The organism is Terrabacter carboxydivorans, from assembly GCF_039532035.1.
Lineage (GTDB): Bacteria > Actinomycetota > Actinomycetes > Actinomycetales > Dermatophilaceae > Terrabacter > Terrabacter carboxydivorans.
Genome location: NZ_BAAARE010000004.1, coordinates 37,338 through 63,136, shown reverse-complemented (window position 1 = coordinate 63,136; position 25,799 = coordinate 37,338). Strand labels below are relative to the sequence as shown.

The following is a 25,799-nucleotide window of genomic DNA, read 5'->3' as shown; positions in this document are numbered from 1 at the left end:
TCCTCTCAGGTCATCCGGCGCTCGGCGTCGCGAGGCGCGCCAGGGCGAGGTTCAGCTCGAGGACGTCGACCCGCGGCTGGCCGAGGAAGCCGGCCGTGCGGCCCTGGGTGTGCGCCGCGACGAGCGAGCGCACCTGCCCGACGTCGAGGCCGCGGGCCGCGGCGACACGGTCGACCTGGGCTGCGGCATACGCCGGCGAGATGTGCGGGTCGAGTCCGCTGCCGGAGGCGGTGAGCGCGTCGGCGGGCGCGCCCACCCGGCTGATCCCAGCGGCTGCGGCGCGCTCGGCCACCTGGGCGTCGAGCGTGGTCCCCGGGCCGAGGTTGGTCCCGCCGCTCGTGGCACCGGCGTAGTCGCTCGCCGAGGGGCGCGAGTGGAACCACTCGCCGCCCTTCCACTGCTGGCCGATGAGGCTCGACCCGACGACCCTGCCGCCGTAGGAGACGAGCGAGCCGGCTGACTGGTCGCGGGCCACGCCCTGTCCGAGGCCCCAGACGACGGCGGGGTAGAGCACACCGAGCAGCACGGTGAGCACCAGCATGGCCCGCAGGCCGGCCAGGGACTGCTTGACGACGTTGTTCATCTCTGTCTCACATCATTCCGGGGTTCACAGGGGCAGGTGGCTCACGACGAGGTCGATCAGCTTGATGCCGATGAACGGCGCGATGACGCCGCCGACGCCGTAGAGCAGGAGATTGCGTCGCAGCAGGGCGGTGCTACCGGAGGGCCGATAGCGAACGCCCCTGAGAGACAAGGGGATCAGCGCGATGATGATGAGCGCGTTGAAGATGACGGCCGAGAGCATCGCGGACTTCGGAGTCGCCAGGCCCATGACGTTGAGAGCCTCGAGCCCGGGGAAGAGCACGACGAACATCGCCGGGATGATGGCGAAGTACTTGGCGATGTCGTTCGCGATCGAGAAGGTCGTGAGCGCCCCGCGCGTGATGAGCAGCTGCTTGCCGATCGAGACGATGTCGATGAGCTTGGTGGGGTCGGAGTCGAGGTCGACCATGTTGGCCGCCTCCTTGGCCGCGGACGTCCCGGTGTTCATCGCGACCCCGACGTCGGACTGCGCCAGGGCCGGGGCGTCGTTGGTGCCGTCACCGGTCATGGCGACGAGCCGGCCGCCCTCCTGCTCCTTCTTGATGAGCGCCATCTTGTCCTCGGGCGTCGCCTCGGCGAGGAAGTCGTCGACCCCGGCCTCCGCCGCGATCGAGGTGGCGGTGAGCGGGTTGTCGCCGGTGATCATGACGGTGCGGATCCCCATGGCGCGCAGCTGGTCGAAGCGCTCCTTCATGCCCGGCTTGACGACGTCCTTGAGGTGGACGACGCCGAGCGCGCGCGGCGACTGACCCGGGCGACGCGTCGCGACGACGAGGGGAGTGCCGCCGGCGCGGGCGATGGTCTCGACGACGGTGAGGACCTCCGGTGGTACCTGGCCGCCCTGTCGGGACACCCACGCGCACACCGCGTCCGACGCCCCCTTGCGCACGGCGGTCCCGTCGCAGAGGTCGACGCCGGACATGCGCGTCTGAGCGGTGAACTCGACGAACGTGGCGCCGTCGCGACGGACTCCGTCGAACCGTCGACGCGTCGCGTCGGGCAGTCCGTCCGCGGCCAGCTCGACGATCGAACGGCCCTCCGGGGTCTCGTCGGCCAACGACGAGAGGTATGCCGCCTCGAGCAGCTCGTCGCGCCCGGCTCCACCGGGCCCGGCTCCACCGGGCCCGAGGGCCTCGAGCAGCTCCGTCGCCCGACGGTTGCCGAACGTGATGGTGCCGGTCTTGTCGAGCAGCAGGGTGGACACGTCGCCCGCCGCCTCGACGGCCCGGCCCGACATCGCGAGCACGTTGTGCTGCACCAGCCGGTCCATGCCGGCGATGCCGATGGCCGAGAGCAACGCACCGATCGTCGTGGGGATGAGGCAGACGAGCAGCGCCACGAGGACCACGACCGACTGCTCGTGGCCGGAGTAGACGGCGAGCGGCTGGATGGCCATGACGGCGAGGACGAAGATGATCGTCAGGGTCGTCAGCAGGATGGTCAGCGCGATCTCGTTCGGGGTCTTCTGCCGGGCGGCCCCCTCGACGAGGGCGATCATCCGGTCGATGAACGTCTCGCCGGGCCTGGTCGTGATGCGCACGGTGATGCCGTCCGAGAGCACCGTCGTGCCACCGGTGACGGCGCATCGGTCGCCCCCGGACTCGCGGATGACCGGGGCGGACTCGCCGGTGATGGCCGACTCGTCCACCGTGGCCATGCCCTCCACGACGTCGCCGTCGCCCGGGATCACCTCGCCGGGCCGCACGATGACGAGGTCGCCGACCGTCAGGTCCGAGGCGGCGACCGTCTCGAGTGACCCGTCCGGCGTCCGGCGCCGGGCCGTCGTCGTGGTCCGGGCCGCTCGCAGCGTCGCGGCCTGGGCCTTGCCGCGTCCTTCGGCGACGGCCTCGGCCATGTTGGCGAAGAGCACGGTGGCCCAGAGCCAGAGCGTGATGCTCCAGGCGAACCACGACGGGTCGAGCACGGCCACGACGGTCGTCACGAGCGAGCCGACCCACACGACGAAGACGACCGGGCTGCGCCACACGTGGCGCGGGTCGAGCTTGCGCACGGCCTCCGGGAAGGTCGCGACCAGCTGCCGGGCCAGGAGGGTGAGTGAGGTCGAGCGGGTCATGACAGTGCCTCCGCGAGAGGGCCGAGCGCCAGGGCCGGGAAGAACGTGAGTCCGGTGACGATGACCGCCACCCCGACGAACAGTGCTGCGAACGTGGGTGTGTGGGTGGGCAGGGTGCCGGCGTTGACCGGCCGGCGACGTTGCGCCACGAGGGAACCGGCGAGGGCGAGCACCAGCACGATCGGCACGAAGCGGCCGAGGAGCATGCAGAGCGCCAGCGTGAGGTTGACGTAGGGGGTGTCCGCCGAGAAGCCGGCGAAGGCGCTCCCGTTGTTGTTGGCGGCCGAGGCGTACGCGTACATCACCTCGGTCAGCCCGTGCGGTCCCGACGCGAGCATCTGCGAGGAGACGAGTGGCGCCACCATCCCGACGCCGGTGAAGACCAGCACGAGGGCGGGCATGACGAGCAGCGCGAGCGCGGTCAGGGTGATCTCCCGACGCCCCACCTGCTTGCCGAGCAGCTCCGGCGTGCGCCCGACCATGAGCCCGGACAGGAAGACGGTGAGGACCGCGAGCAGCAGGGCGCCGTAGAGGCCGGAGCCGACGCCTCCGGGAGACACCTCGCCGAGCAGCATCGAGAAGAGGACGCCGCCCCCGCCGAGCGGGCTGAAGCTCTCGTGCATGGAGTTGACGGCGCCGGTCGAGGTCCCGGTCGTGCTGGCGGCGAAGAGGGCCGAGGGCCAGGTGCCGAAGCGCAGCTCCTTGCCCTCCAGGCCGCCGAGCGGGCCGCTCGCGGCGCTCACCTCGGCCCAGGTGACCGCCGCGACCATGAGCCCCCACAGGGTCGCCATGAAGCCGAGCACCGCCCACCCCTGCCGACGGTCGCCGACGAGGATGCCGTAGGTGCGGGGCAACGAGAACGGGATGACGAGGAGCAGGAAGATCTCGACGAGGTTCGTGACGGCGTTCGGGTTCTCGAAGGGGTGGGCGGAGTTGGCGTTGAAGTAGCCGCCGCCGTTGGTCCCGAGCTCCTTGATCGCCTCCTGCGAGGCGACGAGGCCGCCCTGGAGCACCTGTGAGCCGCCCGAGAGCGTCGTGACGGCCGTGGGTGCCGAGAGGTTCTGGACGACGCCGCCGAGCAGCAGCACGACGGCTCCCACGAGGGCGAGCGGCAGCAGGACACGCACGGTCCCGCGCACGAGGTCGACCCAGAAGTTGCCGACCTCCGAGCCGCTGGAGCGCGCCAGGCCACGCACGAGCGCGATCGCGACGGCGAGCCCGACGGCCGGCGACACGAAGTTCTGCACGGTCAGCCCGACGGTCTGCACCAGGGGCGACGTGCCGGCCTCCCCGGCATACGACTGCCAGTTCGTGTTGGTCACGAAGGAGACGGCGGTGTTGAGAGCGGTGTCGAGGTTCATCGCGGCGCCGCGGTCGAGCGGGAGCACGCCCTGCAGGGCGATCAGGGCGAAGAGCAGCACGATCCCGACGAAGGAGAAGCCGAGGACGGCGACGGCATACGTGCTCCACCGCTGCTCGGACGACGGGTCGACCCGGCACAGGCGGTAGACGAGGCGCTCGACGCGCCAGTGCCCGGTGTCGGTGCCGGTGAAGGCGCGCGCCATCCACGCACCGAGGGGCACGTGGGCGGCGGCCAGGGCGGCGACGAGGACGGCGATGGTGAGCAGCCCGCTGGCGGTGTCGCTCATCAGAAGCGGTCCGGGTGGAGCAGGACGTGGACGAGGTAGGCCAGCACGGCGACCCCGACCACGAGCAGGAGGACGTTGGTGAACATGCCTCCTTCCTAGGTCGGCCCGCCGTGGCCGTCCGGTCCGTTGACCGCCTGCTGACGGCTCTTGACGTGTTCTTGACGGCCTCGCCACTAGAGTCCGAGTCGTGAGTGCGTCGCTGGAGCTCTGGCCGTCATCGCCCCGTCGGGCGGGCCCGCCGTCGTGGCTGGACCGCTTGCGCCGCAAGGTCGCCGAGCTCCCGTGCGCGCTCCTGCTCTTCGCCCAGCTCGCCGCGCTCGTCGCCTACCCGTTCGTCGAGACCAGGGCCGGCGACGTCCGCGAGACCGGCCGCGCGATCTTCGGGCTCATCGGCCTCGTCGTGCTCTTCCTCGCCGTCCGCGCGGTCCGTGCGACACCGGCCCTGACCTGGGTGGCCGTGCTCCTCGGCGGGCCGGTCGTGCTGCTCACCGTCGCCGAGGCGGTGTGGACCGACAACCAGACCCTCGCCTTCTGGAGCGCGCTGCTGCACGCGCTCTTCTACCTCTACACCGGCTACGGCCTGCTGCGGTACATGTTCGCCGACAACTGGGTCACGCGCGACGAGCTCTACGCGACGGGGGCGACGTTCACCGTGGTGGCGTGGGGCTTCGCCTACCTCTACGTGGCCGTCCAGATCCTGTGGCCCCACTCGTTCACCATCTACGGCGAGGCCGACCCGGGCACCCGCACCTGGTTCGAGCTGCTCTACCTCTCGATCACGACGATGACCTCGACGGGCCTGTCCGACATCATCGCCGTCGAGCCGCACGCCCGGGCGTTCGTGCTGCTCCAGCAGATCGCCGGCATGCTCTACGTCGCGCTCGTCGTCGCCCGCCTCGTCGGGCTCACCATCGCCCGGTTCCGCCAGTAGCAGGCTGCGCCCACCGAGGGCGTATGCCGTGTGCCCGGGTGGGCGACCGGCGTGCGGTCAGTGCGTGCGGTCAGTGCGTGCCGTCGAGCTCGTCGAACGTCTTGAGGCTGGGGGAGCGGGTGGTCTGCAGGTCGCGGGCCACGGCCTCGACGTCGCGCATGACGCGCAGGGTGTTGCCGCGGACGAGCTGCGCCACGTCGGCGTCGGACCACGAGCGCTCGAGCAGGGCGGCGACGAGTCGCGGGTAGCCGCTGACGTCCTCGAGACCGACCGGGAAGGTGTCGGTGCCGTCGTAGTCGCCGCCGATGCCGACGTGGTCGATGCCCGCGACCTCGCGCACGTGCTCGAGGTGCGCGACGACCTGCTCGATCGTCGCGTCCGGCTTCGGGTGCTCGCGCTGCCAGCCGGCGGTGAACCGCCCGAAGGCCTCCCAGTCGCGGGCCTCGACACCGACCTCGGCCGCGGCCTCCGCGGCCTCGACGCGCCACTCGGCGGTCGCCGGGGAGACGAACTCGGGCACGAACGTCACCATGCACACACCACCGTTGGCCGGGAGCGCCCCGAGCACGTCGTCGGGGACGTTGCGCGGGGTGTCGCACAGGGCGAGGGCCGAGGAGTGGCTGAAGACGACGGGTGCGTCGGCGGTCTCGAGCGCCGCCCGCATCGTCGTCGCTGCGACGTGGCTGAGGTCGACCATCATGCCGAGACGGTTCATCTCGCGGACGACCTCACGGCCGAACTCGCTGAGGCCGTGGACGACCGGGACGTCGGTCGCGGAGTCGGCCCAGGGGGTGTTGTCGTTGTGGGTCAGGGTCAGGTAGCGCACGCCGAGCACGTGCAGCAGGCGCAGCGTCCCGAGCGAGCAGCCGATGGAGTGGCCGCCCTCGGCGCCGAGCAGCGAGGCGATCCGTCCCGTCGCGGTGGCACGCTCGACCTCGTCCGCGGTCCGCGCGAGGGCGAGCCGGTCGGCATACGACCCGATCATCCGGTGGACGCCGTCGACCTGCTCGAGCGTCGCGACGACGGCGGAGTCGCCCTGGAGGGTGCTCGGCACGAAGACCGACCAGAACTGCGCGCCGACGCCGCCCTCGGCCAACCGGGGCAGGTCGGTCTGGGTGGTCGTCAGGCGCCGGCCGATGTCGAGGGCCTCGAAGTCGTAGCGGGTCTGCTCGCGTGCCTCCCACGGGAGGTCGTTGTGACCGTCGACGAGCGGGTGCTCGGCGAGCAGCTCGCGGGCGCGCGCGAGCAGGTCGTCGCGGCCGTGGGGGGCGGTTCCGAGCATGTCGGCCATTGAACACCCCGGCATCTAGAGTGGACGCATGACCCCTCCCCACCCGAGCGCCGACAGGAGCGTCGCACTCGTCACCCTCGGGTGCACGCGCAACGAGGTCGACTCCGAGGAGCTGGCCGGACGGCTGCTCGCGGAGGGCTGGCGTCTCGTCGACGACGCAGCCGAGGCCGACGTCGCCGTCGTCAACACCTGCGGCTTCGTCGAGCAGGCCAAGAAGGACTCCATCGACGCCCTCCTCGAGGCCTCCGACCTCAAGGACGGCGGCCGCACCCAGAAGGTCGTCGCCGTGGGCTGCCTGGCCGAGCGCTACGGCAAGGAGCTGGCCGACCAGCTGCCCGAGGCCGACGCCGTGCTCGGCTTCGACTCCTACCGCGACATGAGCGCGCACCTGCAGACGATCCTCGCGGGTGGCCACGTCGAGAGCCACACCCCGGGCGACCGCCGCACCCTGCTGCCGCTCACCCCGGCCAAGCGCCAGGACGGCGCCGCCGGCGTCGCCCTGCCGGGCCACGGCGACGCCCGCCCCGACCTCGCCGACGCCGGCGTCCCCACGCCGGCCTCGGGCCCGCGGGTCATCCGCGCCCGCCTGGACGGGCGCCCGTGGGCGCCGCTCAAGATCGCCTCGGGCTGCGACCGCCGCTGCTCGTTCTGCGCCATCCCGATGTTCCGCGGCGCGTTCCTGTCCCGTCGCCCGGCCGACATCGTGGCGGAGGGCCGCTGGCTCGCCGAGCAGGGCGTCAAGGAGCTCTTCCTCGTCTCCGAGAACTCGACGAGCTACGGCAAGGACCTCGGCGACCTCGCCCTGCTCGAGAAGCTGCTGCCCGAGCTGACCGCCATCGACGGCATCGAGCGCGTCCGCGTCTCCTACCTCCAGCCCGCCGAGATCCGTCCCGGCCTGCTGCGCGCGATGGCCGACACCCCCGGCGTCGTGCCCTACTACGACATCTCCTTCCAGCACGCGTCCGAGCCGCTGCTGCGCTCGATGCGCCGGTTCGGTTCGCGTGAGGCGTTCTTGGAGCTGCTCGGTCGCGTGCGCGCCGACGCCCCGCACGCCGGCATCCGCTGCAACGTCATCGTCGGCTTCCCCGGCGAGACCGAGGCCGACCTCGACGAGCTCGAGGCCTTCCTCACCGAGGCGCGACTCGACGTCGTCGGCGTCTTCGGCTACTCCGACGAGGACGGCACCGAGGCCGAGGGGTATGCCGACAAGCTGCCGGCCGAGGTCGTGGCCGAGCGCCTCGACCGCTTCACCCGCCTCGTCGAGGAGCTGAACGCCCAGCGGGCCGAGGAGCGCATCGGCGAGCGGGTCCTCGTGCTCGTCGAGGAGATCGACGCCGAGGACGGCTCCGTCGTCGGGCGGGCCGACTTCCAGGGCCCCGACGTCGACGGCGTCACCATCGTGCACGTCCCGGAGGGCGCCCCGGCGCCCCAGGTCGGCGACCTCGTCCCGGCCGTCGTCGTCGGCACCGAGGGGATCGACCTCGTCGCGGAGCCGCGATGACGCCACAGAGCTTCCACCGGGGGGAGGGGCCCGCGCCCCGGCCCACCGACTGGAACCTGCCCAACGCCCTGACGGTGCTCCGCTTCCTGCTCGTTCCCGTCTACGCGGTCCTGCTCTTCCAGGACGGGGGCAACGAGCCGTGGTGGCGCTTCTGGGCCTGGGCCGTCTTCGCGCTCGCCGCCGTGACCGACGGCGTGGACGGCAAGATCGCCCGGCGTCGTGGCGAGATCACCAACTTCGGCAAGGTCGCCGACCCGATCGCCGACAAGGCCCTGACCGGCACGGCCTTCATCGGCCTGTCGTTGCTCGGGGTCGTGTGGTGGTGGGTGACCGTCGTCATCCTCGTGCGCGAGATCGGCATCACCGTGCTGCGCTTCGTCGTGATCCGTCACGGCGTCATGCCGGCCGGTCGCGGGGGCAAGCTCAAGACGATGCTGCAGACGCTGGCCCTCGGGTCGCTGACCCTGCCGCTGTGGGTGTGGCCGTTCGGCGACGTGCTCACGACGATCGCCTACGTCCTGCTCGGTGCGGCGCTGGTCATGACCGTCGTGAGCGGGGTCGACTACGTCTTCAAGGCGGCCCGTCTCCGAGAGACGAGCGAGCGCACCCGCACCCGGCGAGCCGCCCGCGCCGCCCGCGCTGCGTCGCCGGCGCAGCCGGAGGCGCCCACCGAGCGGACGGCGAAGCGGGACTGACGTGGGCGTCTCTGACGACACGCCGGGGTCGCTCCTCGTGGCCGGCCTGACGCAGGCGGGCGAGACCCTCGCCTGCGCCGAGTCGCTGACGGCCGGCCTCGTGGCCGCGACCGTGGCCGACACGCCCGGGGCCTCGGCGGTGCTGCTCGGTGGGGTCGTGGCGTATGCCGCCGAGGTCAAGACGCTGCTGCTCGACGTGCCCGCCGACCTGATCGCCCGGGTCGGCACCGTCGACGCCTCCGTCGCCGTCGCCATGGCCGAGGGCGTCCGCCGTCGGCTGGGAGCCACGTGGGGGCTGGCCACGACGGGGGTGGCGGGACCGGGGCCGTCCGAGGGCAAGCCCGCCGGCACCGTGCACGTCGCCGTCTCGGGTCCGTCGGGAACAGCGACGCGTGCGCTGGAGTTGAAAGGGACCAGGGCGCAGATCCGGTCTGCGACGGTCGAGGCGGTGCTCCGACTAGCGGTGGACGAGACCGGCGCCACGCACCGAACTCCTGCGCCGCCGTGGGAGCCTCGGGGTACGGTAGGGCTGTCGGGCCACCCCGGCGACGACCCCGGCGGTGACCCCGCGACCGACCACCCGACACCAGCGACCTGAAGGAGGACGGCATGACGACACTGTTGCGACGCGAGCTCGGTGACGTCCTTCGTGAGCGCCGGCGCGCCCAGGGTCGCACCCTCCGCGAGGTGTCGGCGACGGCGTCCGTCTCTCTCGGCTACCTCAGCGAGGTCGAGCGCGGCGAGAAGGAGGCGTCCTCCGAGCTGCTCGCCTCGATCTGTGGCGCGCTGTCCCTCCCGCTGTCGCAGGTGCTCATCGACGTCTCCAGCCGGATGGCCGAGAGCGAGGGTCTCGTGCAGCCCGTCGCCCTCCCCGTGCCGTCGGGCGACGTGGTGTCGGCCTCCGCTGCCTGATCGTCTACCGTGCTGGGGTGCCCAGCCCCTTCACGGACCTCGACGCGCGACTCTACGAGGCCACCGCGGCCTCACGCAGCTCTGACGGGAGCGCACCGACCGTGGTGTCGGTGTGGCTGGGCGAGCTGACCGGTCAGGTCCGCTACGAGCACGACGCGCTGTCCCCGCACTATGCGGCCTCCACCATGAAGCTCCCGCTCGTCATCGCGCTGTTGCGCCGGGTCGTGCGCGGGGAGCTCGACCTCGAGGCGGCGGTCACGGTCACGGGCACGTTCGCCTCGGTGCTCGACGGCTCGCCCTTCAACCTCGACGAGGCGGACGACCAGGACCCGCAGACGTGGGCGGCCGTCGGCGGGACCCGGACGCTCGGCGAGCTCGCCGAGCAGGCCATCACGCACTCGAGCAACATCGCCACCAACCTTCTCGTCGACGTCGTCGGCCTGGCCGAGGTCGCCGACGTGCTCCGCCTCGTCGGATGCTCCCCGGCGACCGTCGTCGCGCGAGGCATCGAGGACGCTGCCGCTCGTCGGGCGGGCATCACCAACACCGTGTCGGCGGCCGACCTCGGGCTGGTCATGGCCGCCGTCGGCCGACGTGACCCGGCCCTCGGCGGCGACGCCGTGCTCGTGCCGGTCGAGGACCTGCTGCGCCGTCAGGTGCACCTCGACCAGGTGCCGGCCGGGCTGCCTGCCGGCACGCCGACCGCGAGCAAGTCCGGGTGGATCCCCGGTGTCTCGCACGACGTCGCGCTGGTGCGTCCGGCGGGGGAGGAGCCCTTCGTCGTCGCCGTCTGCACGACGGTCGACCTCGACGAGACCGCGGCCGCGGCCTTCGTGGCGGGGATCGCGCGCGACGTCTGGCGAGCCGAGCACCCCGACGGCGGCTCCGAGGACTCCGGGGAACGCTTGGACGACCACGGTCGGCGGAGTCGCGACGGTCAGGACAGCCAGCCCCTCGCTGCGGTGGAGCGGGCATGACGACCATCGCCCGCGTGACGTCGAGGACCTCGTCCGTGCCGCTGCACACACCGTTCGTCACCGCGCTCCGACGCACCGAGACCACCGACACCGTCGTCGTCACGGTCACCGACAGCGACGGACGCACCGGCTGGGGCGAGGCGCCCCAGGTGTGGCAGGTCACCGGCGAGTCGCTGGCGAGCGCGACCGCGTGCATCGAGACGATGCTGGCGCCGGCGGTCACGGGACGCCGGCTGGACGACCGTGACGACCTCGCTGCCGCGGCCGGTGCCGTCCAGCGCGCCGTCGCCCGCAACTTCGGCGCCAAGGCCGCCCTCGACGCGGCCCTGCACGATCTCGTCGCCCAGGCGGAGGGCATTTCGGTCGCCGCCCTTCTCGCGACCCGGCCGGACGGCATACCCGAGGTGCTGACCACCGACGTCACGCTCTCGGCCGGTGCCGCCGACGGCCTGGCCGACGCTGCCCGCTCGCGGGTCGCGGGAGGTTTCGCGACCCTGAAGATGAAGGTCGGCACCGACGCGAGCACCGACGTGCAGCGGGTCGCCTCGGTGCGCGACGCCGTCGGGCCCGCCGTCGCCATCCGCCTCGACGCCAACCAGGGCTGGACGCGCGAGGAGGCCGTGCAGGTGATCCGCGCGCTGGAGGTCGCCGACCTCGGGGTCGAGTTCGTCGAGCAGCCGGTCGTCGCCGACGACGTCGAGGGTCTCGCGTGGGTGCGCGAGCGCGTCGGCCTCCCGGTCATGGCCGACGAGTCCTGCTACGGGCCCTACGACCTCGAGCGGATCATCCGCCTCGGCGCAGCCGACCTCGTCAACGTCAAGCTCGCGAAGTGTGGCTCGCTCGCGGTCGGGCGCGACATGCTCCGCCGAGCCCACGACGCGGGACTACGCACCATCGTCGGTTCCATGATGGAGAGCCACGTCGGCGTCGGTGCCGCCGCGGCGCTCGTCGCGGCCGAGCCGACGACCGAGGTCAGCGATCTCGACGCCGCATGGTGGTCCGTGAGCTCGCCCGTCATCGGCGGGATCACCTACTCGGACAACCAGATCCAACTTCCCCGTGCACCTGGGTTCGGTATCACGGGACTCGCCGAGGTCCCCTGACCAGACCGGTCCCACGACGAAGGGCCCCGCCGGAGCGGGGCCCTTCGCGGTTCGGGGCGGTCAGTTGCCGACGAGGCGGAGCCCGAAGCTGCCCTCGCCGCTGCCCGTGGTGGAGGAGTTGAAGCCGAGGGCGCGCAGCGACTCGAGGAACGTCTTGCCCTCACCGTGGAGCTGCCCCTGGGCGAGCTTGTCGACCTTGTCGAGGTCGACGAAGAACGACACGGTCGAGCTGGAGACGTCGCCCACGGCCAGCTTGAAGCTGTCGGAGTCGCCGAGCCTGCCGCCGGCCTTGAGGTCGTCGGCGTAGTCGGGCGTCGTCGCGACGAAGACCTTGTCGCCGTCGACCTTGTGGGTCAGGACGTCGCTGCTGGCCCCGGCCGTCTCCATGAGCCGACCGGCGAGCTCGTCGGCGCGCTTGGCGTCGCTCGAGACGACCTTGGCGCCGAGGACCGGCACGTCGGACTTGAGGTCCTGGTCAGGCATGGACAGGGTGAACGACCGGCCCAGCAGGACCTTGAGGTCGTCCGGGAGCTTGATGTCGAGCTGCTGCTCCACCTGGCCGATCGGGTCCGACTCGCCGTTGGCCGACGCGAGGCCCTCGATCTGCTTCTTCAGCTGGGGCCACGCACCGTCGAGCATCTTGTCGGCGCCCGAGACGTTGACGGCGGCGAGGGTGTCGGCCGGCAGTGAGGCCATCTCGGCGCCGTCGCCCTTCACCGAGGTCGTCGCGTCGGCGCCGCGCACCACGCCCGCCATCTCGACGTAGTCGGCGTCGAAGCGGACCGCCGCGGCGACGCGCCCCTTGGCGCCGGTCGCGGGGACGGCCCCCATGGCGGACGGGCCGCCCAGCTTCTGCAGCTCGGCGATGCCCCTGCCCATGTCGAACCAGGCCGACATGACGCCCTGCTCGCCGAGCGAGGTCATGTCCTCGCTGAACGTGGGGTTCTGGGCGAGCGAGCCCTTGTCGACGGCGGCGAGCGTCGCGTCCCCGACCCCTGCGGGCGTGACGATGGCGTAGCCGTCCTTCATGCGCAGGTCGGTCTTGTCCTTCTTGTTGCAGGCGAAGAGCCGGGTCAGGGTGTCCTTGGCGGCGCCCTCGTCCTTGACCTGGATGGCGAGCGCGACGTTCGGCGCGCTCTCGGTGCCGCCGGGCCGGATCGCGGCACCGATGCGGTCGCCGAGCCACGGCGCGATGTCGGTGTCGTAGCTGAGCTTGGCGGTGCAGTCGTTGCTCGAGCTCTTGGACGCCATCTCCCAGAGCTTCTTGCGCGGGTCGTCGCTCCCGAGGGTGTCCTTGACCTGGGGCAGGCTGCCGAGGAAGCGCACGGCCGCGATCTTCTGGCCGGCGGAGGGGTCGATGTCGAGGCGGACGTAGGCGTAGGCGTCGCCGGGCAGCACCTCGGCCGGCTGGGAGCCGCCGCCGCTCAGGGCCTGGAACGCGAACGCGCCGCCGCCGCCGAGGACCAGGGCGGTGACGACGCCGCCGACGAGCAGGCCGGTGCGCCGGCGTCCACCGGTCGGGGTGGCCTGCGGGTCGTCGGATAGGGCGACCCCACCGGGGACAGGCTCCGCCGTCCCCGCGGGAGTGGGGTAGGTGTAGTGCTGGGCGGACCCGTCGGCTGGACCTCGGGTGGGTTCGGTCATGGTGGTGCTCCCCTGAAGAGTTCGGTGTGGCCCGCGACCTCGCGCGGGACGAGAGGACGATACCGGCAGGCCCGGACGTCCGCGGCCGGTTCCGGCAAGCCTCCGACGACCGTGTGCGGCGCATCGGTTCCAGCCGTCCGGGTGGCACACTGCTGGGGTGCGGATCAGCCACTTCTGGACCTTGATGGACGACGAGTTCGGCGCGGCGTATGCCGGGTCGCTCGCCCGCGACCACGTGCTGGGTGCGCTCGGCAACCGCACCGTCGTGCAGGCGCTCGCCGACGGCGAGGCACCGCGGGCCGTCTGGGAGGCGCTGTGCACCGACATGGACGTGCCCCCGGAGCGCCGGCTCGGGCGGGACACCCGCGTCGCGCGCGGGGCCCAGGGCGGGCAGGGCGGTCGTCTCGGCGGCTGAGGCAGGTCGTGGCCCTCGGCGTCGTTGACCGGTGGCCACGGACGATGCACGTCGCCCGCCCTGCCCGGCGTGTCGTGGCGACTTCGAACATCTGTTCGGTACTGTTCTCCACAGGTCCTGCGCCACCACCCGCATCGTCCACAGGCCGTCTCGTGGTCCACCTGATGTCGGCGCCGGCCCCTAGCGTCTGACCCGACAGCGAATCTCAGGACGAGCCGTTGCCCGGGTCGAAGGTAGACGACCGCAGCGCAGACGGCAGATAGGTGACCGACATGGCATCGGTGCAGGCGAAGGACAAGGACAAGGCGCTCTCCTCGGTGATGGGCCAGATCGAGAAGAGCTACGGCAAGGGCGCGGTGATGCGTCTCGGCGATGACATCCGTCCGCCGATCGAGGTCATTCCCACGGGATCGATCGCCCTCGACGTCGCCCTCGGCATCGGGGGCCTCCCGCGGGGACGTGTCGTCGAGATCTACGGCCCGGAGTCGTCCGGTAAGACGACGGTGGCCCTCCACGCGGTCGCCAACGCGCAGAAGGCCGGCGGGATCGCCGCGTTCATCGACGCCGAGCACGCGCTCGACCCCGACTACGCCAAGAAGCTCGGTGTCGACACCGACGCCCTCCTCGTGTCGCAGCCCGACACCGGTGAGCAGGCGCTCGAGATCGCCGACATGCTGATCCGCTCCGGCGCCATCGACATCATCGTCATCGACTCGGTCGCGGCGCTCGTGCCCCGTGCCGAGATCGAGGGCGAGATGGGCGACAGCCACGTCGGTCTGCAGGCGCGTCTGATGAGCCAGGCGCTGCGCAAGCTGACCGGTGCGCTCAACAACACCGGCACGACCGCGATCTTCATCAACCAGCTGCGCGAGAAGATCGGCGTCATGTTCGGCTCGCCCGAGACGACGACCGGTGGCAAGGCGCTGAAGTTCTACGCCTCCGTGCGCCTCGACGTGCGTCGCATCGAGACGCTCAAGGACGGCACCGAGCCGGTCGGCAACCGCACCCGCGTCAAGGTCGTCAAGAACAAGGTCTCGCCGCCGTTCAAGCAGGCCGAGTTCGACATCCTCTACGGCCACGGCATCTCGCGCGAGGGTGGCCTCATCGACATGGGCGTCGAGCACGGCTTCGTCCGCAAGGCCGGCGCCTGGTACACCTACGAGGGCGACCAGCTGGGGCAGGGCAAGGAGAACGCCCGCAACTTCCTCAGGGACAACCCGGACCTCGCCGACGAGATCGAGAAGAAGGTCAAGGAGAAGCTCGGCGTCGGGCCGCGCGTCGACCAGCCCGCCGAGGTCTCGGACGTGCCCGTCGACTTCTGATCATGACCTTCTCCGCAGAGGAGAGCGTGCAGGACCGTCTGGCTCGCGCCGCGGCCGCCCTGGCTGAGGCCGAGGTCGTCGCCGGGGTGCGAGCCGACGGTCCTTCCGCGTCCCTTCCAGAGCCGTCGTCTGTGCCGACGGGTGTCGAGGTGGCCGGCACCTCGACGCAGCCCGACCTCGACACGTCGCCGGTCGCGGCGCGCAGCGGGGTCGGGGCCGTCGGCGGGCACGGCTCCGGCGACCGGTCGGGCGCGACGTCCGGCACGAGCTTCAGCACGGGGGCGCAGTCGTCGAACCCGAGGCAGGGTTCGCCGACGACCTCGCGGCACGGTTCGAGGTCGGACTCGAGGTCCGACTCGGCAAAGGGTTCAAAGCGGAGTTCGAGGCAGGGTCGGAAGCAGGGTTCGAAGCCCGGATCAGGCTGGGCTTCGTCTGACCCGGGGGAGCGGCCCGACTGGGCGCCCCCGCCCGACGACTCCGCCGACACGATCCCCGATGCCGACGCCGCGTCGGTGGCCCGGGCCATCGCCCTGCGACAGCTCAGCATGGCTCCGCGCAGCCGCGCGCAGCTCGAGCGGAAGCTGCGCCAGCGCGGCTGCGACGACGACGTGGCGGCGAAGGTGCTGGACCGCCTCACCGAGGTCGGCCTGGTCGACGACGAGGCCTACGCCCAGATGCTGGTGCGATCGAAGCAGTCGGACAAGGGGCTGGCCCGCCGGGCCCTGGCCCACGAGCTGCGCAAGCAGGGCATCGACCAGGACATCGCCGATGACGCGTTGGGCCAGGTGGGGGCCGGCGACGAGCGCGTCCGGGCCGAGCAGCTCGTCGCCAAGAAGCTGCGCTCGATGCGCGGTCTGGCGCCCGAGGTGCAGACCCGCCGTCTCGCCGGGCTGCTCGCCCGCAAGGGCTACTCCGGCGAGGTCGCATGGCCCGTCATCCGCGACGCGGTCGACGGCCTGCCCGAGCACCTGCGTGACTGACTGACCGAGTGCCTGACTGGCCGATGGGGCGCCGTCCGGTGCCGACTGCCGCCACTCGCCGCCCGGGCACGACGAAGGGGGTGGGGACCATGCGGTCCCCACCCCCTTCGTGGTGGTGCTGTGGTGCTGTGGTGCGGTGTCGCTCAGACCTCGGCAGCCACGTTCGCGATGGCGGAGATGTCGAACTCGAGCTTGACCTTCTCGCTGACGAGGACGCCACCGGTCTCGAGGGCGGCGTTGAAGGACAGGTTCCACTCGGTGCGGTCGATGGTGGTCTCACCCTCGAAGCCGACGCGCGTGTTGCCGAACGGGTCCTTGGCCGAACCGGTCTCCTCGAAGGGGATCGTGACGGACTTGGTGACGCCGTTGATGGTCAGGTCGCCGGTGATGGCCCACTCGGACCCGTCGCGCTCGACGTGGGTCGAGACGAAGGTGAGCTGCGGGTAGTTGGCGATGTCGAAGAAGTCGGGGGTCTTGAGATGACCGTCGCGCTGCTCGTTGCCGGTGGTGACGCTGGCGGCCTCGATGGTGACGGTGACCGACGAGTTGGCCGGCGTGACGGTGTCGACGTGGGCGGTGCCCTCGAACTGCTCGAACTGGCCGCGGACCTTGGTCACCATGGCGTGACGGGCGGAGAAGCCGATGCGCGTGTGGCTGGGGTCGAGCGTGTAGTCACCGGAGATGTTCTCGACGGCGACGGAGGGGGTCTCGGTGACGGTCTCGTCCTTGGAGCGGTTGAACAGGCCCATGATGTGTGTCCTTCGGGAGTAGGTTATTGAATGTTCAACCATCATGTTGCCGTACTTTGGTTGAACTGTCAAGCACTGGCGTCAACGGAGGCGGGACCGGTGCTATTCCCGCCGTCCGCACCCCGGGACGGGGCCTGCTCCCGAGCCTTCTGTGAGCCGCGCACGAGGCGGCATCGAGCCCGGCTGTCGCCGGTCGCTGCACGACGTACCCTTGTCGGTGCCATGACAACGCAGAACTTCGCCACCACGCCCGTCGCGACCGCCCCCATCCCCACGACGAGCGCGCCCCGCACCTACGACGTGCGCACCCACGGCTGCCAGATGAACGTCCACGACAGTGAGCGGCTCGCCGGTCTCCTCGAGACCGCCGGCTACATCGACCTCGCGAGCCTGCCGGCAGGGGATCGGCCCGAGGTGGCCGACGTCGTCGTGTTCAACACGTGCGCCGTGCGCGAGAACGCCGACAACAAGCTCTACGGCAACCTCGGCCAGCTGCGACCGGCCAAGCTGAAGAACCCGGGCATGCAGATCGCCGTGGGGGGCTGCATGGCCCAGAAGGACCGCGGCACCATCGTGCAGCGCGCCCCATGGGTCGACGTCGTCTTCGGCACCCACAACATCGGCTCGCTCCCGGCCCTGCTCGACCGGGCCGCCCACAACAAGCGGGCCGAGGTCGAGATCCTCGAGAGCCTCGAGGTCTTCCCCTCGACCCTGCCGACACGGCGCGACTCCGCCTACAGCGCGTGGGTCTCGATCTCGGTCGGCTGCAACAACACGTGCACGTTCTGCATCGTCCCGAGCCTGCGCGGCAAGGAGCAGGATCGGCGCCCGGGCGAGATCCTCGCCGAGATCGAGGCGCTCGTGGCGCAAGGTGTCGTCGAGGTGACCCTTCTCGGGCAGAACGTCAACACCTACGGGGTCGAGTTCGGTGACCGTCTCGCCTTCGGCAAGCTGCTGCGCGCCTGCGGGCAGATCGAGGGTCTCGAGCGGGTTCGCTTCACCAGCCCCCACCCGGCGGCTTTCACCGAGGACGTCATCCTGGCCATGGCCGCGACGCCCAACGTCATGCCGAGCCTGCACATGCCGCTGCAGTCGGGCTCGGACAAGGTGCTCAAGGACATGCGCCGCTCGTACCGCAGCGCGAAGTTCCTCGGCATCATCGAGAACGTCCGGAAGCACATCCCCGACGCCGCCATCACGACCGACATCATCGTCGGCTTCCCGGGCGAGACCGAGGAGGACTTCCAGGGCACGCTCGACGTCGTGCGCGAGTCCGGCTTCTCGAGCGCCTTCACCTTCCAGTACTCCATCCGCCCCGGCACGCCGGCGGCGACCATGGAGCAGCAGGTGCCCAAGGGGGTCGTGCAGGAGCGCTTCGAGCGGCTCATCGCCCTCCAGGAGGAGCTCAGCTGGGCCGGCAACCGTGCGGTCGAGGGCCGCGAGGTCGAGGTGCTCGTGACGCCCTCCGAGGGGCGCAAGGACGCCGAGACGAAGCGCATGTCGGGCCGGGCCCGCGACAACCGGCTCGTCCACTTCGCCGTGCCCGAGGGCGCCGAGGTGCCGCGCCCCGGCGACATGGTCACGGTGCAGGTCACCTACGGCGCACCCCACCACCTCGTGGCCGACTCCGGACTCGAAGGCGGGACGTATGCCGTCCGGCGCACCCCCGGCGGCGACGCCTGGGCCGCGCTGCAGGACGCGCCCGACGGTGCCGGCAAGCCGGCCGTGAGCCTGGGCATGCCGTCCGTCGGCAGGCCGGCCGCTGCGCCGGTGGCGCCGGGCTGCTCTGTCGTCTGAGCCGATTCGGGCCCGCGCGGCCCCTCGTGCTTGACTTGGCGCATGAGTGTGCGCCCCATCGTCATCACGGGCGAGCCCGTCCTCCACCGGGCCGCCGCCCTCGTCACCGACTTCGACGACGAGCTGCGGACCCTCGTCGAGGACATGTACGAGACCAACGTCGCCGCCAACGGCGTGGGGCTCGCTGCGCCCCAGATCGGGGTCGGGCTGCGCGTCTTCATCTGGAAGATGGCCAACGACGACGGCGTGCCGGAGCAGGGGCATGTCATCAACCCGACGCTGACCACCTCCCGGGTGCCGCAGGAGCGACCGAACCCCGACGAGGAGACGGAGGGCTGCCTGTCGGTCCCTGGCGAGGCGTTCCCGCTCAAGCGAGCCGACCGCGCCCACCTCATCGGCTTCGACGTCGACGGCAACCGGGTGGAGTTCGACGCGACGGGCTGGTTCGCGCGGTGCATGCAGCACGAGTACGACCACCTCAACGGCACGCTCTACGTCGATCGCCTCGACGACCGCCAGTCCAAGAAGGCGCGCAAGGCCGTCAAGCGCAACGGCTGGGGCAAGCCGGGGCACTCCTGGATGCCCGGCGTCGACGAGGACCCGTTCGGCCATGACCACGACACCCCCGAGGTCGAGCACGCGGACGGCCACTCGGGAGAGCTCGCCGGGTGACGCTGCCCGAGCCGGGGCCGCGCGTCCCCGGCGCACCGGGTCGCGGCGAAGCCGTCCCGACCATCGCCATCGTCGGCGCCACCGCCACGGGCAAGTCCGATCTCGCGCTCGACCTCGCCGAACGGCTCGGCGGCGAGGTCGTCAATGCCGACGCCATGCAGTTCTACCGCGGCATGGACATCGGCACCGCCAAGCTCGACCCTGCAGTCCGGCGTGGGATCCCGCACCACCAGCTCGACGTCCTCGAGGTGACCGAGGAGGCGAGCGTCGCCGGCTACCAGGTGGCCGCCCGTGCCGACATCGCCGACATCCGGGAGCGCGGACACCGCCCGTTGCTCGTCGGAGGCTCGGGACTCTACGTCCGGGCGGCGCTCGACCGGCTCGACATCCCGCCGACCGACTACGCGGTCCGCAGCCGCCTCGAGGCTGAGTCCGAGGCAGTCGGCGGCGATGCGCTCCACGCCCGGCTGCGCGAGCTGGACCCCAAGTCGGCGGCCACGATCCTGCCCGGCAACCTGCGCCGTGTCATCCGGGCGCTCGAGGTCATCGAGCTCACCGGCAGGCCATTCAGTGCCACCATGCCGACTCGCGAGTTCGTCTCTCCTGCAGTGATGCTCGGGCTGCGAGTCGACCGCGACCTGCTCGTCGACCGCATCGACCAGCGTGTCGAGCGCATGTGGGAGCGGGGGCTGCGCGCCGAGACCCAGACGCTGATCGCGCGCGGCCTGCGCGACGGGGTCACGGCGAGCCGGGCCATCGGCTACAGCCAGGCGATCGCGGTGATCGACGGCGAGATGGACGAGGCCACGGCACGGACCGAGACGGCCCAGGCCACGCGGCGCTATGCCCGGAGGCAGGAGTCGTGGTTCCGGCCCGACCCCCGCATCGTCTGGCTCGACGCGACCGACGGCGACGGGGTCAGGTTGCTCGACGAAGCCCTCCGCGTGCTCCACGCGGCCTGACCGACTGGCGCGCGCCGAACGGGTCCTGTCGTTTCCGAGGACCCCGTGTCTGGAGCACACCTCATGACTTGATAAAGTGTGCAACTGCAAAGGTTCGCATCGAAGGGTCGTTCCATGAGTGTGCCGCTGTACCAGGCGAAGGCAGAGTTCTTCAAGACGCTCGGCCACCCGGCCCGCATCCGGATCCTCGAGCTGCTCTCGGACCGCGACCACGCCGTGCACGAGCTGCTCGACGCCATCGACATCGAGCCGAGCAGCCTGTCGCAGCAGCTCGCCGTCCTGCGGCGCACGTCGCTCGTCACGTCGACGAGGGTGGGCGGTGAGGTGGTCTACTCGGTCAGCGTCCCGGAGGTGCGCGACCTGCTGCTCGCGGCACGGCGCATCCTCTCCGGCATCATCGCCGCCCAGGGAGAGCTCGAGTCCGAGCTGGAGTCGGAGCTGAGCCCGACGGCCGGGTCATGACCCTCGAGCTCGAGGCCCAAGGGGTCCGGGCCTGGACCGCCCGCCAGGCACGACGGATGAGGGCCTTGGCTCCGCGCCGGTCCGACTGGGCCTCGACGCGACTCGGGCGGGATCTTCCCGCCGGCCTCATGGTCGGCCTCGTCGCGCTGCCGCTCGCCCTCGGCTTCGGGGTGAGCTCCGGGATGGGAGCCACGGCAGGGCTCGTGACGGCCGTGGTCGCGGGCGCCGTCGCCGCGGTCTTCGGGGGCAGCCGGGTGCAGGTGAGTGGGCCGACCGGTGCGATGACCGTCGTCCTCGTCCCCATCATCGCGACGTACGGTCCGCACGGCGTCCTCGTCGTCGGCCTCATGGCCGGTGTCGTGCTCATCGCGCTCGGCTACGTGGGTGCGGGCCGCTACATCCGCTACGTACCCGTGCCGGTCGTCGAGGGCTTCACCCTCGGGATCGCGGCGATCATCCTGCTCCAGCAGGTGCCTGCGGCCGTGGGCGTGCACGCCGCGGGGGAGAAGGTGCTCGGCCAGGCGATGGGGGCGGTCGGCGAGTGGGCGTCCCACCCGGCCTGGCCCTCGCTCGCCGTCGCGGCCGCGGTCGTGGCCGGCGTGCTCGGGCTGGCGCGCCTGCGCCCGGGCCTGCCGTGGGCGCTCGTCGTCGTCGTGCTCGCGACCGTGGCCAACTCGGTGCTCGACCTCGGGATCGCCACCATCGGCGCGGTGCCCGCCGGACTGCCGGCCCCCTCGTTGCCCTCGCTGGTGGCGTCCGACCTCGGCTCGCTCGCGCTCCCCGCCGTCGCGGTCGCAGCCCTCGCGGCGCTCGAGAGCCTGCTCTCCGCCACCGTGTCCGACGCGATGAGCGTGGGACAACGACACGACTCCGACCGTGAGCTCGTCGGACAGGGTCTCGCCAACCTCGCGGCGCCGCTCTTCGGCGGCATACCGGCCACCGCGGCCATCGCGCGCACCGCGGTCAACGTGCGATCGGGGGCGGCGTCGAGGCTCGCGTCCCTCACGCACGCGGCTGTCCTCCTCGTCATCGTGCTCCTGGCCTCCCGGTGGGTGGCGATGATTCCCACCGCAGCCCTGGCCGGAGTCCTCGTCGCGACCGCGGTGCAGATGGTCCGGGTCTCGAGTCTCGGTGCCCTGCTGCGCTCCTCGCGGGGGGATGCCGTCGTCCTCGTCGGCACGGCAGCGGCGACGGTCCTCCTCGATCTCGTCATGGCCGTGCTCTTCGGGCTCGTCATGGCCGGCTTCTTCGTGCTGCGGCAGGCCGCAGCCTCCGCCCGGCTCGAGGAGGTGCCCCTCGACGAGAGCGACCACGCCGACGAGGAGCGCGCCCTGCTCGACGAGCACATCGTCGCCTATCGCATCGACGGGCCGATCTTCTTCGGCGCCGCGCACGACTTCCTCCTCGAGCTCACCGAGGTGAGTGACGTGCGCGTCGTCGTCCTGCGCATGTCGCGCGTGACGGTCATCGACGCGACGGGTGCCACCGTCCTCGCCGACACGATCACGCGGCTCGAGGCCCGCGGCGTCTCGGTGCTGCTCTCGGGGGTGCGCCCCCAGCACGAGCGGATCCTGCGCGAGCTCGGGGTCTACGACGGCCTGGCGCACGAGAAGCACCTCTTCGCGACGACGCCGGGCGCGATCGAGCACGCACGCGTGCACGCCGCACGGGTCGCCCACGAGCCGGCGGCGAGCCCACCTGGTTCGGGCCGGGTGGACCCCGCGAGCACGGCCGGACGGCATACCGGAGAATGGCCGGCATGACGCGCTTCACCAAGGGCCACGGCACCGAGAACGACTTCGTGCTCGTCCCCGACCTCGAGGGAACGCTCGAGCTGACCCCCGCCCAGGTGCAGCGCATCGCGGACCGGCACGCCGGCCTCGGCGCCGACGGCGTCATCCGGGTCGTGCGCACGGCGCTCTCGACCGACGAGTCGGTGCGCGCCCAGTGGCACGAGGCGCAGTGGTTCATGGACTACCGCAACGCCGACGGCTCCCTCGCCGAGATGTGCGGCAACGGCACGCGCGTCTTCGCCGAGTACCTCCGCCGCGAGGGGCTCGCCTTCGGCTCGTCGTTCGCCATCGCCACCCGTGCCGGGGTCAAGACCGTCCGCGTCGTCGACGAGGGGTATGCCGTCGACCTCGGTCCGTGGCGCCTCGGCGACGAGGAGGGTGCCCGGCGTGACGGCTTCGACGTCATGGTCAAGCCACGCCACGGCAAGCCGGTGCCGGCGCTGACGCTCGACATCGGCAACCCGCACGCCGTCGTCATGCTCCCCGAGGGCATCACCCTGGAGAACCTCGACCTGGGCGAGGCGCCCCAGCTGCACCCCGAGCCCGTGGACGGCTCCAACGTCGAGTTCGTCCGCGCCGTGGGACCCGGGCACATCGCGATGCGCGTCCACGAGCGCGGCGTCGGCGAGACCCGCTCGTGCGGCACCGGGGCCGCCGCCGCAGCACTGGCCACGCGCTTCTGGTCCGGGGTGGAGGACCTCAGCCCGTGGACCGTCGACGTGCCGGGCGGACGCCTGACCGTGACGCCCCTGCCCGGACAGCGCGTCGAGCTCGCGGGACCCGCGGTGCTCGTCGCTGACGGCGACGTCCCGCTCTGACGCCGGTCGGCCCCCCGTTCGAGGTGATGCCGGCACTCACGCGGCAGCCGGGATCACCTCGACCGACGGGCTCTCCCGCGAGTCCGGGGACCGGTCACCTCGAGGCGCGAGCCGGGGAGCCGTCTGCCCAGCCGACGTCAGGCGCGGCGCACCTCGAGGATGCGGAACGCCTTCGCCGACGACAGCCGCGTGCACCGCAGCCCCCAGCCCTGCTCGTTGATCCACCGCTGCAGCGAGTCCGAGCCGAGGTGCTTCTGCACCACGAGGTGGGCGACGCCGTCGTCGGCCAGGCGGGGGAGCCAGCGCTCGAGGAGGTCGTGCAGGGCCGCCTTGCCGACGTGGATCGGCGGGTTGGACCAGATCGTCGCGAAACGGAGCCCGTCCGGGACGTCGTCGGGCTCGCAGAAGGTCACGTTGTCGACGCCCGCCGCCGCCGCGTTGGCGCGGGACAGGTCGAGGGAACGGCGGTTGACGTCGACGCCCCAGACGTGGGCGCCGGGGGAGCGCAGCGCGAGGCTGATCGAGATGGGCCCCCAGCCGCAGCCGATGTCGAGCAGGTCTCCGGCAGGACTCGGGTCTGGGGCGCCGGAGAGCAGCACGGCCGTGCCCGGGTCGAGCCGGTCGGGGGAGTAGACGCCACGAGCCGTGCTCAAGGTGAAACGGCGCCCCTCGAGGGTCACCTCGATGGTGCGTCGCTCCTCCGGGGTGGCCGGCTCGGCGCTGAAGTAGTGGTCGGTCGGCTCGCTCATCAGGGGTCACGGTATCGGCCGCGGCCACCCGCCTCCACGACGAGCACGCCGGGGTGGGTAAGCATGCCTTGGGCACAAACGAGTGGCTCGTGGCGTTGGACCAGTGGAACCATAGGGAGAACATGACGAGCAACCACACCCACCACACCGACGAGTCCACGCGTGCCTCCGCCCGTGCCGCAGAGCGGGAGCGCGCGTTGTTCGCGACCCGCGCCGACGCCCTGGCCGAGGACGCCCACGAGGCCGACGTCACGGCATACCCCCTCTACGACGGCGACCAGCTCGACCGTGAGGAGCGCGCCGCGCTCCGACGCGTCCAGGGCCTGTCGACCGAGCTCGAGGACATCACCGAGGTCGAGTACCGCCAGCTGCGCCTCGAGCGCGTCGTGCTGGCGGGGGTCTGGACCGAGGGCACGGCCGACGACGCCGAGAACTCCATCCGCGAGCTCGCCGCCCTGGCCGAGACGGCCGGTTCCACGGTGCTCGAGGGCGTCGTGCAGCGTCGCCAGAAGCCCGACCCGGCCACGTGGCTCGGCAAGGGCAAGGCGCTCGAGCTGCGCGACATCGTCGTCGAGGAGGGCGCCGACACGGTCATCTGCGACGGCGAGCTCGCGCCCAGCCAGCGGCGTGCGCTCGAGGACGTCGTCAAGGTCAAGGTCATCGACCGCACCGCCCTGATCCTCGACATCTTCGCCCAGCACGCCAAGAGCCGCGAGGGCCGGGCGCAGGTCGAGCTGGCGCAGCTGCAGTACCTCCTGCCGCGCCTACGTGGCTGGGGTGAGTCGATGTCCCGCCAGGCCGGTGGCCGTGTCGCGGGTGGTGAGGGCATCGGTTCGCGTGGCCCCGGTGAGACGAAGATCGAGCTCGACCGCCGTCGCATCAACACCAAGATCGCCAAGCTGCGCCGCGACATCAAAGCCATGAAGACGAGCCGCGACACTCGCCGTCACTCCCGCCACGCCGGCGGGGTGCCGTCGGTCGCCATCGCCGGCTACACCAACGCCGGCAAGAGCTCGCTGCTCAACCGGCTCACCGGCGCCGGCGTGCTCGTCGAGAACCAGCTCTTCGCGACCCTCGACCCGACGGTGCGCCGCACCGAGACCGAGGACGGCCGCGTCTACACGCTGGCCGACACCGTCGGTTTCGTGCGCAGCCTGCCGCACCAGCTCGTCGAGGCGTTCCGCTCGACGCTCGAGGAGGTCGGTGACTCCGACCTGCTCCTGCACGTCGTCGACGGCTCGCACCCCGACCCCGAGGGGCAGATCTCGGCCGTGCGTGAGGTGCTGGCGGAGGTCGGTGGCGACCAGATCAAGGAGATCATCGTCGTCAACAAGGCCGACATCGCCGACCCCGAGGTGCTCGACCGGCTGCAGCGGCACGAGAAGCACTGCGTCACCGTCTCGGCCCGCACCGGCGCCGGGCTCGCAGAGCTGCGCGCGCTCATCGACCACGAGCTGCCCAAGCCCGACATCGAGGTCGAGGTGCTCGTGCCCTACGACCGTGGCGACCTCATCTCGCGCCTGCACGAGGAGGGCGAGATCCTCGAGAGCGAGCACGTGGCCGAGGGGACCCGGCTGCGCGCCAGGGTCACGCCGACCATGGAGCCCGACCTCGCGGCCTACGCCGTCGTCGCGAGCTGACACCGTCCGTTCGAAGGGCCCCCACCGCGGGGCCCTTCGGCATGTCGGGCCGAGGGCTGT

General features: G+C 71.7%; 25 protein-coding genes. 17 read left to right on the top strand and 8 right to left on the bottom strand.

The annotated features are described in order from the left end of the window. Window positions 1-10: 10 nt before the first annotated feature. The 4 genes from kdpC to ABD297_RS23695 are packed head-to-tail and all read right to left on the bottom strand — an operon-like array spanning window position 11 to window position 4,412. Window positions 11-583, bottom strand: a complete 573-nt coding sequence (kdpC, locus tag ABD297_RS05495; protein WP_344253740.1) for a potassium-transporting ATPase subunit KdpC — start codon at window positions 581-583, stop codon at window positions 11-13. A 24-nt stretch (window positions 584-607) separates the two neighbouring features. Beyond that, window positions 608-2,677 (bottom strand): potassium-transporting ATPase subunit KdpB, encoded by a 2,070-nt coding sequence (gene kdpB, locus ABD297_RS05490; protein ID WP_344253737.1) that lies wholly within the window; start codon window positions 2,675-2,677, stop codon window positions 608-610. After that, the gene (gene kdpA / locus ABD297_RS05485) at window positions 2,674-4,326 is read right to left on the bottom strand and encodes a potassium-transporting ATPase subunit KdpA (protein ID WP_344253735.1); all 1,653 of its coding nucleotides are present in this window, start codon (window positions 4,324-4,326) and stop codon (window positions 2,674-2,676) included. The genes kdpB and kdpA overlap by 4 nt, the downstream gene beginning before the upstream one ends. Beyond that, window positions 4,326-4,412, bottom strand: a complete 87-nt coding sequence (locus tag ABD297_RS23695; RefSeq protein ID WP_425581136.1) for a potassium-transporting ATPase subunit F — start codon at window positions 4,410-4,412, stop codon at window positions 4,326-4,328. The genes kdpA and ABD297_RS23695 overlap by 1 nt, the downstream gene beginning before the upstream one ends. A 101-nt stretch (window positions 4,413-4,513) precedes the next feature. On the opposite strand from ABD297_RS23695, the gene ABD297_RS05480 reads away from it, so the two are divergent. Further along, window positions 4,514-5,257, top strand: a complete 744-nt coding sequence (locus tag ABD297_RS05480) for an ion channel (RefSeq protein ID WP_344253733.1) — start codon at window positions 4,514-4,516, stop codon at window positions 5,255-5,257. A gap of 70 nt (window positions 5,258-5,327) precedes the next feature. Here ABD297_RS05480 and ABD297_RS05475 read toward each other — a convergent pair whose 3' ends face one another. Then, window positions 5,328-6,548, bottom strand: coding sequence for a dipeptidase (locus ABD297_RS05475; protein ID WP_425581132.1), 1,221 nt, complete (start codon window positions 6,546-6,548; stop codon window positions 5,328-5,330). 28 nt (window positions 6,549-6,576) lie between these two features. Here ABD297_RS05475 and rimO point away from each other — a divergent pair, with 28 nt between their 5' ends. The 6 genes from rimO to ABD297_RS05445 are packed head-to-tail and all read left to right on the top strand — an operon-like array spanning window position 6,577 to window position 11,736. Beyond that, on the top strand, window positions 6,577-8,049 hold the full coding sequence (gene rimO, locus ABD297_RS05470) for a 30S ribosomal protein S12 methylthiotransferase RimO (protein WP_344253730.1): 1,473 nt from the start codon (window positions 6,577-6,579) through the stop codon (window positions 8,047-8,049). Beyond that, complete coding sequence (gene pgsA / locus ABD297_RS05465) at window positions 8,046-8,744, top strand: CDP-diacylglycerol--glycerol-3-phosphate 3-phosphatidyltransferase (protein ID WP_344253728.1); 699 nt, start codon at window positions 8,046-8,048, stop codon at window positions 8,742-8,744. The genes rimO and pgsA overlap by 4 nt, the downstream gene beginning before the upstream one ends. Before the next feature lies 1 nt (window position 8,745). After that, window positions 8,746-9,342, top strand: coding sequence for a CinA family protein (locus tag ABD297_RS05460; RefSeq protein WP_344253726.1), 597 nt, complete (start codon window positions 8,746-8,748; stop codon window positions 9,340-9,342). An 11-nt stretch (window positions 9,343-9,353) separates the two neighbouring features. Next, the gene (locus ABD297_RS05455) at window positions 9,354-9,656 is read left to right on the top strand and encodes a helix-turn-helix domain-containing protein (protein ID WP_344253725.1); all 303 of its coding nucleotides are present in this window, start codon (window positions 9,354-9,356) and stop codon (window positions 9,654-9,656) included. A 17-nt stretch (window positions 9,657-9,673) separates the two neighbouring features. Further along, window positions 9,674-10,633 (top strand): serine hydrolase, encoded by a 960-nt coding sequence (locus ABD297_RS05450; protein ID WP_344253723.1) that lies wholly within the window; start codon window positions 9,674-9,676, stop codon window positions 10,631-10,633. Then, window positions 10,630-11,736, top strand: coding sequence for a dipeptide epimerase (locus ABD297_RS05445; protein ID WP_344253722.1), 1,107 nt, complete (start codon window positions 10,630-10,632; stop codon window positions 11,734-11,736). Before ABD297_RS05450 ends, ABD297_RS05445 begins: the two co-directional genes overlap by 4 nt. 60 nt (window positions 11,737-11,796) lie before the next feature. On the opposite strand, the gene ABD297_RS05440 is transcribed toward ABD297_RS05445, so the two are convergent. Next, the gene (locus tag ABD297_RS05440; protein ID WP_344253720.1) at window positions 11,797-13,380 is read right to left on the bottom strand and encodes a DUF3352 domain-containing protein; all 1,584 of its coding nucleotides are present in this window, start codon (window positions 13,378-13,380) and stop codon (window positions 11,797-11,799) included. A gap of 157 nt (window positions 13,381-13,537) precedes the next feature. Between ABD297_RS05440 and ABD297_RS05435 the strand changes: the two genes are divergently transcribed. The 3 genes from ABD297_RS05435 (at window position 13,538) to ABD297_RS05425 (ending at window position 16,097) form a co-directional block, all read left to right on the top strand. Further along, the gene (locus tag ABD297_RS05435) at window positions 13,538-13,795 is read left to right on the top strand and encodes a DUF3046 domain-containing protein (protein WP_344253718.1); all 258 of its coding nucleotides are present in this window, start codon (window positions 13,538-13,540) and stop codon (window positions 13,793-13,795) included. Window positions 13,796-14,067: 272 nt separating this feature from the next. Further along, on the top strand, window positions 14,068-15,117 hold the full coding sequence (recA, locus tag ABD297_RS05430; RefSeq protein ID WP_344253716.1) for a recombinase RecA: 1,050 nt from the start codon (window positions 14,068-14,070) through the stop codon (window positions 15,115-15,117). A gap of 2 nt (window positions 15,118-15,119) precedes the next feature. Then, window positions 15,120-16,097, top strand: coding sequence for a regulatory protein RecX (locus ABD297_RS05425; RefSeq protein WP_344253714.1), 978 nt, complete (start codon window positions 15,120-15,122; stop codon window positions 16,095-16,097). 143 nt (window positions 16,098-16,240) lie between these two features. Here ABD297_RS05425 and ABD297_RS05420 read toward each other — a convergent pair whose 3' ends face one another. Then, window positions 16,241-16,846, bottom strand: coding sequence for a YceI family protein (locus ABD297_RS05420; RefSeq protein ID WP_344253712.1), 606 nt, complete (start codon window positions 16,844-16,846; stop codon window positions 16,241-16,243). 222 nt (window positions 16,847-17,068) lie between these two features. Here ABD297_RS05420 and miaB point away from each other — a divergent pair, with 222 nt between their 5' ends. The 6 genes from miaB (at window position 17,069) to dapF (ending at window position 23,350) form a co-directional block, all read left to right on the top strand. Continuing rightward, on the top strand, window positions 17,069-18,643 hold the full coding sequence (gene miaB, locus ABD297_RS05415; RefSeq protein WP_344253711.1) for a tRNA (N6-isopentenyl adenosine(37)-C2)-methylthiotransferase MiaB: 1,575 nt from the start codon (window positions 17,069-17,071) through the stop codon (window positions 18,641-18,643). Between the two features lie 42 nt (window positions 18,644-18,685). Next, entirely contained in the window at window positions 18,686-19,315 is a 630-nt protein-coding gene (gene def / locus ABD297_RS05410; RefSeq protein ID WP_344253709.1) for a peptide deformylase, read from the top strand. Window positions 19,316-19,317: 2 nt separating this feature from the next. After that, window positions 19,318-20,277 carry a tRNA (adenosine(37)-N6)-dimethylallyltransferase MiaA gene (miaA, locus tag ABD297_RS05405; protein ID WP_344254014.1) on the top strand — a complete coding sequence of 320 codons (960 nt, stop codon included), beginning with the start codon at window positions 19,318-19,320 and terminating at the stop codon, window positions 20,275-20,277. Window positions 20,278-20,391: 114 nt separating this feature from the next. Continuing rightward, entirely contained in the window at window positions 20,392-20,739 is a 348-nt protein-coding gene (locus ABD297_RS05400; RefSeq protein ID WP_344253707.1) for an ArsR/SmtB family transcription factor, read from the top strand. Continuing rightward, the gene (locus ABD297_RS05395) at window positions 20,736-22,502 is read left to right on the top strand and encodes a SulP family inorganic anion transporter (protein ID WP_344253704.1); all 1,767 of its coding nucleotides are present in this window, start codon (window positions 20,736-20,738) and stop codon (window positions 22,500-22,502) included. Before ABD297_RS05400 ends, ABD297_RS05395 begins: the two co-directional genes overlap by 4 nt. Further along, on the top strand, window positions 22,499-23,350 hold the full coding sequence (dapF, locus tag ABD297_RS05390; protein ID WP_344253703.1) for a diaminopimelate epimerase: 852 nt from the start codon (window positions 22,499-22,501) through the stop codon (window positions 23,348-23,350). The genes ABD297_RS05395 and dapF overlap by 4 nt, the downstream gene beginning before the upstream one ends. Window positions 23,351-23,487: 137 nt before the next feature. Here dapF and ABD297_RS05385 read toward each other — a convergent pair whose 3' ends face one another. Further along, window positions 23,488-24,099, bottom strand: coding sequence for a class I SAM-dependent methyltransferase (locus ABD297_RS05385; protein WP_344253701.1), 612 nt, complete (start codon window positions 24,097-24,099; stop codon window positions 23,488-23,490). Window positions 24,100-24,221: 122 nt separating this feature from the next. Here ABD297_RS05385 and hflX point away from each other — a divergent pair, with 122 nt between their 5' ends. Then, entirely contained in the window at window positions 24,222-25,739 is a 1,518-nt protein-coding gene (hflX, locus tag ABD297_RS05380) for a GTPase HflX (protein WP_344253699.1), read from the top strand. The last annotated feature ends 60 nt before the right edge of the window (window positions 25,740-25,799 follow it).